The following is a 12,298-nucleotide window of genomic DNA, read 5'->3' as shown; positions in this document are numbered from 1 at the left end:
AGCTCTTGCCCGAGGGGCAGGAGCCCCGCTCCTGCTCCCCGAGCTCGCGCGGAGCAGCGGGAGAGAGGGAGGCAAGGGAACAAAACGGAGGGGGTTCGCCCGCCCGAGGCCAAAGCCGAAGGGGCGACGCAAAATCCGCGCATGCGGATTCGTCGCTCCTGCACGGAGCGAGCGGAGGCGAGGGGAGGAAGGACGGGGAGACCGTTTTTTCCCTTGTGAGGGAGAGAGGGCAGCGCCCTCTTTCCCTCCTTCAGGAAGGCAAAGCCGGCCGTCTGGCGGCCGCCATCTCAGATACGAGAAGGGCCGCCCTGGCTCGTAGATCAGGACGGCCCCGTGGAGCATGACAAGAAGGGCTAGCGACTTGCCACGACCAACTCTCGATTGTCGTTGCCGGTTGGCAATATGCTGACTTCACGCCGGCATGTAAACGGGCTTTGTAGCCAATTTGGTGCAGTGAAGTCGGCACGGCGGCGGAGCATGCCGCTGCGCGACCGATCGATACCCCCTCGGGCGAAGAACGCTTTTTTGCGGGCTTCGTGCCGAAGGCATAGAGCGGGGTCGCGCCAGGCCAATGTGATACCATCCAAGACGTTTTGAGGGGCCCAAGGACACAACATCACTGGAGCAATGGATTTGAATCTCGGTTGCAATCGGCGGGTCTTTGCGAGGTTCTCGGCGCTACGCCGGAGGAGATTCTAGCACCCGTTGCAACCCATTTCTTCTGTAAGCAGAGGTGGGTCAGCTTATGGCCTGTGCCGAGTTAGGGCGCGGCGCCTTTGCTCATTCGACGATCATTTTCTCGAGCGCTCCGGCTGGTTGTTACAGTCGCCTGTGCATGAGGTTCGGCCGCCTGGTCTAACTCTTTTGGCCGACTTTCCGCCAACGCTCCCACCAGTTTACGATCTCCGCAACCTTGGAGAGCGGAACATGCGCTATCACGACGGCCATCACAATTCGCAGAAGCGCTCGCTGCTCCTCACAGCTCCGGGGGTGGTGATCGGCGCCCTTGCCGTTGGTGCCGCAGGCGGCATGACCCTGAGTGATCTCTTCGCAGCCTGGAATGGCTTCGGTGGCGCCGGCGCATCGTGCAATATCAAAGGCAACATCAGCATCGATACCGGCGAGCGAATTTTTCACGTGCCTGGGCAACGCTACTATTCGCAGACGAAGGTCAGCCCGAGATACGGCGAGCGCTTGTTTTGTTCGGAGTTTGAGGCTTGGGCTGCGGGCTGGCGAAAGTCGTACCGCTAACACATCCCCAGCCGTTAATGGGGTTAGGTCCCAGAGCAAGTGCAATTTTCGGGCTGCTCTGGGACCTCCGCCAACGGCAGGGGTCTCGCGGAGGCCGTCAGCGCTTGCAACCTCATTTTGCTCTCGGCGATTGGTTCAGCAATTGGGATAGGACTTTGCCGGCCCCCCTCGGACCAGGTCCTAAGGGTCGATGATCTTCTCGGAAGAACGCTATAGGCGGGCCATAGCGCTCACCTGCGGCACCAGCGTCGGTCCCTCGCTCATTCGTATTTCGATTACCTGCAATTCCACAACTCCGATACGCGACTTGGCGAACCGTCATCGAATATCCGGCGCAGGTTCTCGGCGGCCTCGCGCTCCTCGTCTGTCATCGTCGTGTGAGCCCCTTCATTCGTGCGCTGACGTATCGTCCGCGACAACGCCGCCGTCAATCCGGCCAGGCCGATGCTCGAAGCAGAACCAATTCGGCGCGGCCTTACCGACCGCAAAGCCGAAGCTGCCCCACTTGTGGCAGTCGGGGTGCTCGCAGTAGTGGACGTACGGGCCGGCCTCATAATGCGGCTTCGCCCCTTGTTCATCGCTCATCGGGTTTGCCTCCTCGGCGACTGCCGAATTGCTCTTCGAACGCTTGCTGCCAGTTTGAATGGCAAGAGCTCCCGGCGTGCTTCAATTGCTCGAAGTGATATCTTCGCAGCAACGCAACTGAGATCATGTGAGCCATTTTGTTGCGGGCGCTTTCTGCTGTCGAGCGATCCTGACCGCATGAGGCCCGGCGAAGTTCGATCGGGATCGAGTAAAGCGTCTGCGTAACGAAAGGCGTGATTGCCGGAGAGCGCAACACAGACTCAATGTCGAAGATGGCGAACGCTAGAAAGGAGTCGGCAATGATGGCAGCGACCTCCTGCACGCCGCGGACCTCGACCGGACGACGGTATTGATTTAGGCCGGCGAAGCCACGCCTTTCCTTGCGTCAGTCGCCGCCCGATTGGGGAACCCGTTTGCCCTGATTTTCGTTGAACGCAAATTAGGCTTCACTGAAATAGTGGAGGAGACAATGAAAAGGTCCGTTGGCAAGTCACTTGCAATAGGCATGATTGCAATCAGTACATGGACGGTCACGCCGTCCTTCCCCTCAGCGCAGTCCCTGGACCTGTATATCGGACCGGGCGGACCGGAGCTTCGCGAGCGAAGGTATGATGATGACGACGATTATCGGCGCTATCGCGGCTGTAGCGAACGCCAGGCAATTCGTCGTGCTTACAGCCTCGGAGTTCGTGACCCCGAGATCCAATCTATCACGCGCCGCGAGATTGCTGTCGAGGGGATACGACGGGGACGCTTTATGACCGTGTACTTCGCTAATCGTCCCGGCTGTCCTCGCGTAGGTTGAGATTAGCGGCGGCCGGTTCGCAAGAAACAAAGCGACGCCGTTACAGCGACGCTGCTTGAAGCGCGGCACATGGCGAAAACAGCAAATATTCCAAGAGCGTCCTCGAAAAAATCCTTAACGCCGCCGCCGGATCCTATCCCGGGGCGCGTCGATCCGTGTTTGGCCACGCTCATCGATAAGCCTCCTATCGGGCCTGAGTGGGCATTTGAGGTGAAATGGGACGGCTACCGGCTTGCCGTCCATATTGAGCCGGGCCGGCTGCGGATCATCACGCGCGGCGGCTACGACTGGACGACGCGCTTCCCCGCGATCGCTGCGGAAGCGCAGTTGCTTGGTGTGGAAACGGCCATCCTTGACGGCGAGGCTGTCGTGCTCGACGACAGCGGCCGATCGGACTTTGGCATGCTGCAGCGGGCGCTTGGCCGGCGACCGGCCTCCCACGAACCCGGCGAAATTATCCTCTTTGTTTTCGATCTCCTATATCTCGATGGTTCTGACCTGCGCCGTCTGCCCCAACGCGAACGGCGGCGCCTGCTGGAGCAGGTCTTGCCCGTCGACCGGCGAGGCGCAATTCGCCTCTCGGAGGAGGTGCCCGCGGCCGGTGATGAGTTCCTGCGCGTCGCCTGCGCTCACGGGATCGAAGGCATTGTCGCGAAACACCGTGAGCGCCCGTACCGCTCCGGCCGCCGCCTCGACTGGCTCAAGATCACCTGCAAGCGGCGAGACAGCTTCGTGATCGTCGGCTTCGAGCCGTCGACCGTGCCTGGCGCAATCGGCCGGCTTCTGCTGGCGGCGAGGAGAACAGGCGAGCTTGTCTATGTCGGCGGCTGCGGAACCGGCTGGACGTATGCGGAATCGGCCAAGCTGCGCGAGCTGCTCGACGCAATCCAGGCGGATTCGCCGGCGGTGAACCTGAAGAGGAAGGGAGCCGTCTTTGTCGAGCCAGTGCTTGTGGCCGAGGTCGAATATCGCGCCTGGACGGATGAATGGAAGCTGCGGCATGCCGCATTCAAGGGGATCAGAGAACGCGCGGATGATGCCACGGTGTTTGATCTTTCCGACAGCTAGTCCGCGCAGGGTTGTCTGCCTCGTTCGGTGCCCTGACGCAGACCAGCAGGAGCGGTCAGCAGCATGACGGCACGTTTGGCCTGCCTCTGGCCGGGGTTGCAAAGGTTTAGCGTTCAGAACCTTTATCCATGCATTTAGGGTTCCATAATAAGTCTTATGCGATGTGGTATTATAATACCACATCGCGGGCCGAGTAATTCCTCTTTACGAGTGCGAGCTGTCCCGTTCACTGGCCATCCGGCCGCTCGCGAGCGATCGATCCTCTACCTCCCTTCGACTGAGCCGAAGCTCATCGAATGGCCTATGGCCGAAGATTCGGGGGACTGCTGGAGCGCCGATCCCGGCTCTCTCTCGCTCTTGGCGTCGAGGAGCGGTCAGGCCTTCTTAACCTTCTCGGCCAGGGCGTTAGCCTTTTCGCGGGAGTTCCCCGCATCCTTTATAATCTTGCGCGCCTGCTCTTCCGTCAGCTTGTGCTTGCGTTTGAAATAACTGAGCTCATACGGTTGTTCTGCGGCGACCCGTCCGCGGTCGCGGCCGACGGATTTCTTGCTGTCCGGCATCTGCGTCCTCCTTCTTTGTGGACGCGTCAGAAACGGCGTCGCCCGGCGTAAGTTCCAGACCCGCGGCCGGGAATGATCTCACAACGTCCCGCTGACTGCGGTAGGCCGGCTCGAGGTGCGCTGGAAGGGGCATTCTGTGCCCCAGCAGGGCTGTAAGATCGATCGTCTGGAAATCGTGGAGGCGGTTCGAAGCGAGCCAAGCTCTCTCGCGCTCGCACTATTACCCGCTCTAACCAGGCGAGGGGTTCTGGCGCGTACAATCCTGGAGACGTTCAGTGGCGTTCCGCGGCAAACCAACTGCCTTCCTTGATGCATGCTTCGATCGCCGCTTTTCTGAATCCCCAGTTGGCTGAGCACCGCCGCTCCTCTCGGCGGATCACCGCCACGGCGCGCACCAACGCCGGCGCGCCGCCAACGGCGTGAGGTGATGGACCTCATTGGCGGCGCGGTATAGCTCGGAGACGAAACCCGTTACCGTGATCAAGTGCTACTGACTTGTATGTTACACCTCATCCGTGTAACGTCAAAGGAACGTGTACTAGCCCTTTCGGCGGCTTCCCTCGATGCTACCTTCAAGCTCTCGGTTGTAGCGCGTTGGGGATCAAACGATCTTCGAAGATGAGGTTGAATCGGCGCCTGCTGTTGCCGAAGAACTTGAGCTGACCCGAGCCGAGCTAATCCGCCATCATGCGCGACTGGAAGGTCGGAGTTAACCCGGCCTTTTTTGTTCGCGCCTTCCGATCTATGCAACGCCGCAATTGAGGCGCACACTGTGACCATCAGCGGCTGGTACCACGGGCGCCGCTGGCTGAAAGATACATCGCTTTCGCCCCAACTTGCCGACGAGGCCCGCCTCTTCGTAAGCTTCCCTGGCAGCGGAGTCAGACTTCTTCTGCCCCTTCTTTCGCCAACCCTTCGGAATGATGAACCGGCCGGTATCGCGCGACGTGATCAGGAGGATTTCGATGGATTTGGATTCTGAAATGCGAAACGGCAGGGCGGCCACTTGTTGGCGCAGTGTGTACTCGTTCGTCGATTGCGTCTTTTCTTTCTCTGTCATGTCGAGAGAGATTTAGTGCGCCCTTTGATAGAGGCAAACGGGCGGCAAGCCCTCTGATGAATTGGACCAGGCCTAAAGCTTGGCGTTGTCATCGACCAAATATCCCACCTGATAGCGCACGTAGTGGGCATGCTCGCTCGCTGCTCGCCAAACCGCACGGCTGTACTTCCCCTCGGTTGCGATCCAATCGACCGCCACGAGGCAGCCCAGCACAACGATATAGAGCAGCAAGTCGCGCATGCTGGAAGTGTACCACAGATGCAATTAGATACCCCTAATATTGTTAGTCGCCCCCGACCGCTCCGGCTGGCCTGCCTCTTGACGGGGCACACGTACGTGTTCGGACAGGCTGCCCTTATAGCAAATTCATCGCCCAAAATGAACCGGCGGAGCTGCCGTTCAATCGCCATCAATTCGCAACCATCAGCAGCAGGCATATTGATCGCCAGCCTGCTCACGCGCTGATTAGCCGTGGGCCGATCGGAAGCGGGCCTTTGCCACCGAGAGTTCCGGCAAGCTCACGCTCGACTGGCGAATTCGACGCAATGTCCGATATGGACACCGCCGCCGACATAATCGACAGCAGTGTGGTCTTATTGTGGAACCAGCATGAAGGAGACTCAGGAACCCGATGTGCTTGGTCGATCGTGAGGGGCTTCCAAGACGGCATTCATCTCATTGGGGTTCAGGGTGCCACGTGTCGCGATCAGGTAAGCCGCCATATAAGCCAGCTTCAGCGTCGATTCCCGATCGCCGCGCGGCCTGTAATTGACGATCGCTAGCCGGCCGGCTTCTTCATCCCTCGCAACGCCTAAAAGTCCGTTTGCATAGGCTACGTTCGTAACCTCGGTGGCTGCCCTGCGTTCATCCCACGCACGAACGGCATCCGCGGTCGACCGTAGCGCAGCGATATGCTGATCCATCAAGTCGCAAAGGGCAACTGCAGTTTCCGCCCCACTCTTTTCATTTTGACCCGCCTCACGCTCCGGCGCTGACGCACTCAAGGCCGTGCTCGGGCGTGGAGAAATGGAGCCGGGACCACGGGACGAACGAGAACTGGATGACGACAACAGTAGCATGGCGGAATGCCTCACCAATCAAGTTGCATTGCGGGCGTTAACACCATTGATTGAGGCTGAAGGCACGATAGGATACGAAACGAAACGAAATTTGGGCCAATAAGCCGTTGGAAAAGAACGGAAAGATTTTTTTCGCACCGCCAAAGGACGGGAGCGATTTCAAGGAACTGTTCAAACAGTTAGCCGCTGCGGGAGCAGGCCGGCCATTAGGCAGTGACGGGTTTCCGCGAGGCCCATGGACGCCGGAGCTTCTGGCCGAGGCGATTTCACAGATCGACTCCAACCGGATCGGGGTCGATTTGCGGACGGTGCAGCTCTGGTTTCAAGAGAACGAAAAGGGGATTAGCCCGTCCAACATTCGTTGGCTGGCGCGGATCTTTGGGTGCGACGATCCGGAAGCGACCAGCGAATGGCAGATGGAGCTCAGCGCGGCGCAATCACGGCTAACCGCCAAGAGGCGAGATTCGAAGAAGGCGGGTAGCAGCACGGCGCTGCGGGTTCCAGATATGCCGCCGCCTGTGACGGTCGTTGATCAGACGCAGCCTGCGGGCGATGTGCCACAAGGCATTGATGCCACCCGGCGAAGACAGGGTTTCAGCTTAGCGAGAAGATCGGAAGCGCTTTTCAGCCATGGATCTCCCCTGAATTTACCCGCGTCGATATTCGCGGGTGCCTCCGCCCTTGGGTTTTTATCGTATATCGTGGGGATACACAGTGCCACTTATAGCCGGGCAGATGGTGTCGTTAAGCAGGTCGGTTTTCTATGGGCACCGAACTGGACGTTCCTCTTCATGGTGCTCTTGCCGCTATTTTTCGCGTTCGTGATAGAGCTGCTGGTCTTCTGGAAACATGACGCGCGCTTTAGGCTGGTAGCGCAGGGCGACCGCTTGGAAAGCGACGATGCATGGACGCGCAACGTTCAAGCTTATTCGTACACATACTGGGCGGTTTTCTTGATCTGCATCTTGTTCGCGGGCCTTTTTCAGTGGATCGGCGTGTGTTTGATCCCGCTGCTAGAAGGCGGTGACGACTACGCGACCAGTTGGGGCACGTTAGCGATTGTGCAACCTGACGTCATATCAGTGCCAGTTTCGATTGTTTTTACGGCGCTCGCATATCTCTACATGTGTCTCTGCTTTTATCTTTTTTTCGCGGGCCTCATTCTGCTTCATACGATCGTCCATGATCTCTGGAGCATTGAAGAGGCATCAACGATGCGACCGGTGGAACATCGGTGCGAGGGCGGTGAAATCGGCCTTAGGGTGATGCGGGGAATTTTCCGGTGTACTGTCCTGGGTGTTCTGGTCGCCATATGCATGAAGGTCCAAAGCTCTTACCTGAGCTCGAACGGAGGAGATATCGTGACCTGGATAGCCCACGATATGTCTTGGGCCCTGTATGAGCGCCACGACGGCGGCAATAGCTTCAGCTATAGAATGCCAACGCATTACAGCAGCCTCCTGGTAGCCATTTCGACCTGTCTCGTTTTCCTGTACGGTTCCATTCGCTTGGGTGTCGGAAAGCGGTTTCGCGCGCCTCTATGGAGGATGTCTGCAGTCGTAGGGTTGCTCTTTGTCAGCTACTTGTTGATCGATGCCTTTGAGGGCTTTTCGATCCTCCTCGGCGTTGGAGTGCTGCTCGCGACATACGGCCTCTTTGATCCAGAGTTTGGGCGATGGCGAGCAAGCGAGTTAGGAAGCAACCAGAGTGTATCATAATTGGCTTGATCGTTGGGACGAGCGGCGGGCGCGGCGCGGTGAGGAAGCGAAGAAAGTAACGGATTTCATCCTCGACGCCGGCCGGGCCTTTCCGGGCGAGAAGAGGATAGAAACTATCGACCAGTTCTGTGTCCTTGCGGACCAGGCCCTGTCTGATTCAAGCTTTTACGATGAGCCGAGCGGGAGCGGTCAGGGCTTTAAAAGGCACAATGGGTGGCTCAGATTTCCATCGGACATTTCTACTGACGTCGAAGAGAACAACGTCGTTTGGGCAAAACTCACCGAGAGCGGCTCGCTCGATCAGGCATTGGTGATTTTTCATCACTGGAATGCCAGCTCCCGAAATCGACAGATTGCCAAGTTCTTCTCGCAGCGTGGGATCACGGTTGTCGAGATTGCTATGCCTTATCACTTCGAGCGCAGCCGTCCCGGCTCGCTGTACGCCGATTATATGCTTAGTTCGAATCTCGGCCGCACGATCCAGTCGGTAAGGCAGGCCGTATGGGATGGGCGAAAGCTCATCCGCTGGCTGAAGAGCGAAGGCTATCGAGAGGTCTCGGTTCTCGGCATGAGCCTTGGCTCCTGGGTTGCGGGATTGATCGCTGCGCATGATCCGGCCGTATCGAAGGCCTCGTTATTTTTGACGGCGGGAAGTCTCGCAGACATGGTTTGGACGGGGCGCGCGTCCCGATCGATACGCGATAGCCTTGAGCCTGTAATTGAGCTCACCGATCTCCGAAGGGCATGGGGTCCGCTCAACTTGGAGAATTACGCGCATAATCTGGCACGGCCTGGTCTCGAACTTCACGTCGTGTTGGCTACGAGGGACAAGGTGGTGTTGCCCGACCCATCGAGACGCCTCATTCAGAAGCTGAAGGACGCCGGAGGCAGGCCGAATGTTTTGGAACTGAACTGCGGTCACTATTCGCTCGCCTTGCCGCCTTACATTCTAATGGCGGGTTTGAGCTTGAAGCGGTTTTTGTCGCGCGCTGACAAGTCGGCCCGGCGAATATGAGCTTGGCGCCGGCCGCCAGCTTACCAGCAAACTGGCCTACATTTGCGACGTATCTGTTCGCTAGCGAGAGTCGTTAAAGCCGGAAGAAACGGAGGCCCTTTGAGACCGAACGAGGCCACAACGCCTCCGGGACTGCATTATTCCTCTCGCATCGCGCGGGCGATCTGATCGCCCAGCGGCTTGACGAGATAGGAGAGTGCCGTCCGTTCGCCGGTCTGGACGAACGCCTCCACCGGCATACCGGCATGCAGGGCGAGACTGCCGAGCTTCTGGAGTTCTACCGATGAGATGCGGATGCGTGCTGTGTACCACGCCTCGCCCGTTTGCGGGTTGCTGCTCAGGTTGGCGGCGATCGTCTGGACTTCGCCAGTGATCTCAGGCGTGGTGCGCTGGTTGAAGGCGGAGAAGCGCAAGGTGGCCTTCTGCCCGAGATGCAACTGATCAATATCGGCTGGCTGGATCTTGGCGTCGACGACCAGGCTGTCGTTGACAGGTACGATCTGCATCACGGTTTCGCCGGCGGCGATTACGCCGCCGACCGTGTGCACCGCAAGCTCGTGCACGATGCCGTTTCGCGGCGCGAAGATGTCGATGCGCTTCAGCTGATCTTCGGCCGCGACGCGCTGCTCGGTGAGCTCGGCCAGCTTGTTGTCGACGTCGCGCAGCTCCGTCAGTACTTCGGAGCGGCGGTCTTGATCGAGCTGCAGGATCTGCAGCTCGGTCTCGGTCGTCTGGGTGGCGGCGCGGGCGATCTCCGCCATCAGTTGGCCCCGCTCGCCCGACAATTGCGCCTTCATCCGCTTGAGCTCGGCAAGCCGCGAGAACGGCATCAGCCCTTGCGCATGCAGGCTGGCAATGCCCCTCAGCTCCTCGTCGATCAGCCGCAGCTCATCGTCCTTGGCGTCGCGTCGCGCCTCCAGCCCGTGCGTCTCCTGCGCCAACTGATGCACGCGTTGCCTCAGCTGCGCCTTCTGTCCGTCGATCGTGCGCCTTCGCGCCTGGAACAACGCCTTTTCGGCGTTGACATAGGCCGCGACCTCGGGGTCGCCGAGCTTGCCCCGCAGCTCTTTCGACGACTCTGGTTCCGCCGCCTCGTCGCGCTCGGCGGTGAGCCGCATGGCGCGCGCCTGCAACTGATCGATCTGCTTGACGATCACCGCCAAGTTGGCCCGGGTGACGGTGTCGTCGAGCCGGATCAACAATTCACCGGCCGTGACCGGCTGCCCGTCGCGCACCCGGATTTCGCCGACAATGCCGCCGTCGCGGTGCTGGATGCGCTTGACGTTGCCCTCGACGACGACGGTTCCAGCACCGACGACGGCGCCGGATAGACTGCTGGTCGCCGCCCAACCGCCGACGCCGAAGACAAGCGCCGCAATCGAGACGCCGGCGACCAGCATGTAGCGGGCGATCGCATTAGTGGCGCGGCTGTTTCCTTCCATGTTCATGCGGTCTCCGAAACGGCCCGGACAGTGGTCTTGCGCAGCACCTCATCGCGCGGACCGAAGGCGACCGCCCTCCCCTCGGCCAGGACGAGCACCTGATCGACGGCGGCTAGCGCATTCGGCCGGTGGGCAATGACGACGACGATCGCTCCGGCCTTACGCGCGGAAAGGATCGCATTGGTGAGTGCCGCCTCGCCGTCGGCATCGAGGCTTGCGTTCGGCTCGTCGAGCACGAGCAGGAACGGCTTGCCGTAGAGCGCACGGGCAAGGCCGATGCGCTGGCGCTGCCCGGCAGACAGGACTGCTCCGGCAGTACCAATCCGCGTGTCGTAGCCCTCCGGCATCGACAGGATCAGCTGATGCACGCCGGCCTGCTCGGCCGCTTCGATGATCGCGGTCGGATCCGCCTCTCTGGCGAACCGGCTGATGTTCTCGGCAATCGTGCCGTCGAACAGCTCAACCCCCTGCGGCAGGTAGCCGATCGAGGGACCAAGCGCCTCGTGCTCCCACTGACTGAGTTCGGCGCCGTCGAGCCGGATCGTGCCGCGCGCGGCAGACCAGACCCCGACCAGAGCGCGGGCCAGGGTCGACTTGCCGGAACCGCTTGGACCGATCACACCGACACCTTGACCGGCTGCAAGCTTGAATGAGACCTCCCGGACGATCGCGGCGTTGCTGCCGGGGGCCGCAACGACAAGCCCGGCGACGTCGAGCGTCCGCCGCGGCGCCGGCAGGGGCATCGGCTGGCGGCTATCAGCGAACTTGTCGAGCACGCTTTCGAGACGTCGCCGCGCCTGCCGCGCATTGACGAAACCGCGCCATTGGGCCACCGCCTGCTCGATCGGCGCAAGCGCCCGCGAGGTCAGGATCGACGCGGCGATCATCGCCCCCGGCGAAGCCAGTTGGTAGATCGCCAGCCACGCCCCGAGCGCGAGCACCGCAGACTGCAGCGCCAGCCGGAAGATCTTTGATGCGGCGGCAAAGCCGCTGGTCGCGTCGCTCGTGCGCCGCTGCTCGTCGAGATAGTCGCCGTTCATCGCGTGCCAGCGCGCCGCGTACGCACCGCTCATGCCCATCGCCTGCAGCGCCTCGGCGTTCCGCCGCCCGGCCTCGATGAACTCGCTGCGGCTTCCGCCGAGCTGAGAAAGGCGCTGCATCGGCTGCCGCAATGTCACCTCGCTGAGCAACGTCAAGGCGATTAGGACGAGCGCTCCGGCGACAGCGAGCCAGCCGAGATAGGCATGGAACAGGAAAAGAATGGCGAGATAGATCGGCAGCCACGGCATGTCGCACATGGCAATCGGCCCTTGGCCGCTCATGAACTGCCGCACCTGGTCGAGGTCGCGCAGCGGCTGTGAGATCGCCTCCTTCTTTGACATACGGAGCGGCAGCTTCAGGACGGTATCGAAAGTCGGGCCGCCCAGCTGCTCCTCCAGGCGCTGGCCGATCTGGGTGAGGATGCGCGAGCGGATGACTTCCAACAGGCCGAGAAACAGATAGAGGCCGATCGCCAGGATCGACAGGGCGACGAGCGTCGGCACACTGCGGCTGGCGAGCACCCGGTCGTAGACCTGCATCATGAAGAGCGGCCCGGTCAGCATCAGGAGGTTGGTGACGGCGCTGAGCGCCGCCACCCCGACAAATGCCTTGCGGGTCTCGCGAAGAGCGGCGGCGACCAGCGATCGCCGCCCGTCCGTCATCAACGATGTCAC

At 60.6% G+C, this 12,298-nt stretch carries 12 protein-coding genes and 1 pseudogene; 5 read left to right on the top strand and 8 right to left on the bottom strand.

Translation table 11 applies throughout. The features are described from left to right. Positions 1-927 precede the first annotated feature (927 nt). Positions 928-1,251, top strand: coding sequence for a sunset domain-containing protein (locus NXT3_RS20130; RefSeq protein ID WP_104840159.1), 324 nt, complete (start codon positions 928-930; stop codon positions 1,249-1,251). A 387-nt stretch (positions 1,252-1,638) separates the two neighbouring features. On the opposite strand, the gene NXT3_RS20125 is transcribed toward NXT3_RS20130, so the two are convergent. Next, positions 1,639-1,836: a hypothetical protein gene (locus NXT3_RS20125; protein ID WP_104840158.1), complete on the bottom strand. Its 198-nt coding sequence runs from the start codon at positions 1,834-1,836 to the stop codon at positions 1,639-1,641. Beyond that, a pseudogene (locus NXT3_RS20120) lies at positions 1,826-2,215 on the bottom strand (hypothetical protein); the annotation flags it as partial. The gene NXT3_RS20125 and the pseudogene NXT3_RS20120, both read right to left, overlap by 11 nt. Positions 2,216-2,341: 126 nt before the next feature. Here NXT3_RS20120 and NXT3_RS33105 point away from each other — a divergent pair. Both NXT3_RS33105 and ligD read left to right on the top strand, forming a co-directional pair. Continuing rightward, positions 2,342-2,641, top strand: a complete 300-nt coding sequence (locus NXT3_RS33105) for a hypothetical protein (RefSeq protein WP_104840332.1) — start codon at positions 2,342-2,344, stop codon at positions 2,639-2,641. Positions 2,642-2,728: 87 nt separating this feature from the next. Beyond that, positions 2,729-3,709 (top strand): non-homologous end-joining DNA ligase, encoded by a 981-nt coding sequence (gene ligD, locus NXT3_RS20110; protein WP_234828160.1) that lies wholly within the window; start codon positions 2,729-2,731, stop codon positions 3,707-3,709. 374 nt (positions 3,710-4,083) lie between these two features. On the opposite strand, the gene NXT3_RS20105 is transcribed toward ligD, so the two are convergent. The 4 genes from NXT3_RS20105 to NXT3_RS32525 form a co-directional block, all read right to left on the bottom strand. Next, the gene (locus NXT3_RS20105; protein ID WP_104840156.1) at positions 4,084-4,269 is read right to left on the bottom strand and encodes a DUF3606 domain-containing protein; all 186 of its coding nucleotides are present in this window, start codon (positions 4,267-4,269) and stop codon (positions 4,084-4,086) included. A 742-nt stretch (positions 4,270-5,011) separates the two neighbouring features. Then, positions 5,012-5,329, bottom strand: coding sequence for an NUDIX hydrolase (locus tag NXT3_RS20100; RefSeq protein WP_337442173.1), 318 nt, complete (start codon positions 5,327-5,329; stop codon positions 5,012-5,014). Positions 5,330-5,401: 72 nt separating this feature from the next. Beyond that, complete coding sequence (locus tag NXT3_RS32075; RefSeq protein WP_199773366.1) at positions 5,402-5,569, bottom strand: hypothetical protein; 168 nt, start codon at positions 5,567-5,569, stop codon at positions 5,402-5,404. 380 nt (positions 5,570-5,949) lie between these two features. Then, positions 5,950-6,252 (bottom strand): hypothetical protein, encoded by a 303-nt coding sequence (locus NXT3_RS32525; RefSeq protein WP_104840154.1) that lies wholly within the window; start codon positions 6,250-6,252, stop codon positions 5,950-5,952. A 263-nt stretch (positions 6,253-6,515) separates the two neighbouring features. Between NXT3_RS32525 and NXT3_RS20085 the strand changes: the two genes are divergently transcribed. Together NXT3_RS20085 and NXT3_RS20080 are read left to right on the top strand one after the other, a co-directional pair. Further along, positions 6,516-8,126, top strand: a complete 1,611-nt coding sequence (locus NXT3_RS20085) for an RcgA family putative transporter (RefSeq protein WP_104840153.1) — start codon at positions 6,516-6,518, stop codon at positions 8,124-8,126. Next, positions 8,116-9,141 carry an alpha/beta fold hydrolase gene (locus tag NXT3_RS20080; protein ID WP_104840152.1) on the top strand — a complete coding sequence of 342 codons (1,026 nt, stop codon included), beginning with the start codon at positions 8,116-8,118 and terminating at the stop codon, positions 9,139-9,141. Before NXT3_RS20085 ends, NXT3_RS20080 begins: the two co-directional genes overlap by 11 nt. 137 nt (positions 9,142-9,278) lie before the next feature. Here NXT3_RS20080 and NXT3_RS20075 read toward each other — a convergent pair whose 3' ends face one another. Together NXT3_RS20075 and NXT3_RS20070 are read right to left on the bottom strand one after the other, a co-directional pair. Continuing rightward, a complete protein-coding gene (locus tag NXT3_RS20075; protein WP_199773365.1) occupies positions 9,279-10,589 on the bottom strand; it encodes an HlyD family type I secretion periplasmic adaptor subunit in 1,311 nt (436 codons plus the stop codon). Further along, positions 10,586-12,298 carry a type I secretion system permease/ATPase gene (locus NXT3_RS20070; protein WP_234828152.1) on the bottom strand — a complete coding sequence of 571 codons (1,713 nt, stop codon included), beginning with the start codon at positions 12,296-12,298 and terminating at the stop codon, positions 10,586-10,588. The genes NXT3_RS20075 and NXT3_RS20070 overlap by 4 nt, the downstream gene beginning before the upstream one ends.

Origin of the sequence: Sinorhizobium fredii (assembly GCF_002944405.1) — a bacterium.
Taxonomy (GTDB): Bacteria; Pseudomonadota; Alphaproteobacteria; order Rhizobiales; family Rhizobiaceae; genus Sinorhizobium; species Sinorhizobium fredii_C.
Note: the sequence above shows the minus strand (reverse complement) of the source record. Positions and strands in the feature narration are given on the sequence as shown.

Excerpts from the sequence above, each read along its gene's own strand:
- NXT3_RS33105 (WP_104840332.1), top strand. The coding sequence starts at position 2,342 with ATGATTGCAATCAGTACATGGACGGTCACGCCGTCCTTCCCCTCAGCG.
- NXT3_RS32075 (WP_199773366.1), bottom strand. The coding sequence starts at position 5,569 with ATGCGCGACTTGCTGCTCTATATCGTTGTGCTGGGCTGCCTCGTGGCG.
- NXT3_RS20130 (WP_104840159.1), top strand. The coding sequence starts at position 928 with ATGCGCTATCACGACGGCCATCACAATTCGCAGAAGCGCTCGCTGCTC.
- NXT3_RS20100 (WP_337442173.1), bottom strand. The coding sequence starts at position 5,329 with ATGACAGAGAAAGAAAAGACGCAATCGACGAACGAGTACACACTGCGC.
- NXT3_RS20125 (WP_104840158.1), bottom strand. The coding sequence starts at position 1,836 with ATGAGCGATGAACAAGGGGCGAAGCCGCATTATGAGGCCGGCCCGTAC.
- NXT3_RS20075 (WP_199773365.1), bottom strand. The coding sequence starts at position 10,589 with ATGAACATGGAAGGAAACAGCCGCGCCACTAATGCGATCGCCCGCTAC.
- NXT3_RS32525 (WP_104840154.1), bottom strand. The coding sequence starts at position 6,252 with ATGGATCAGCATATCGCTGCGCTACGGTCGACCGCGGATGCCGTTCGT.
- NXT3_RS20105 (WP_104840156.1), bottom strand. The coding sequence starts at position 4,269 with ATGCCGGACAGCAAGAAATCCGTCGGCCGCGACCGCGGACGGGTCGCC.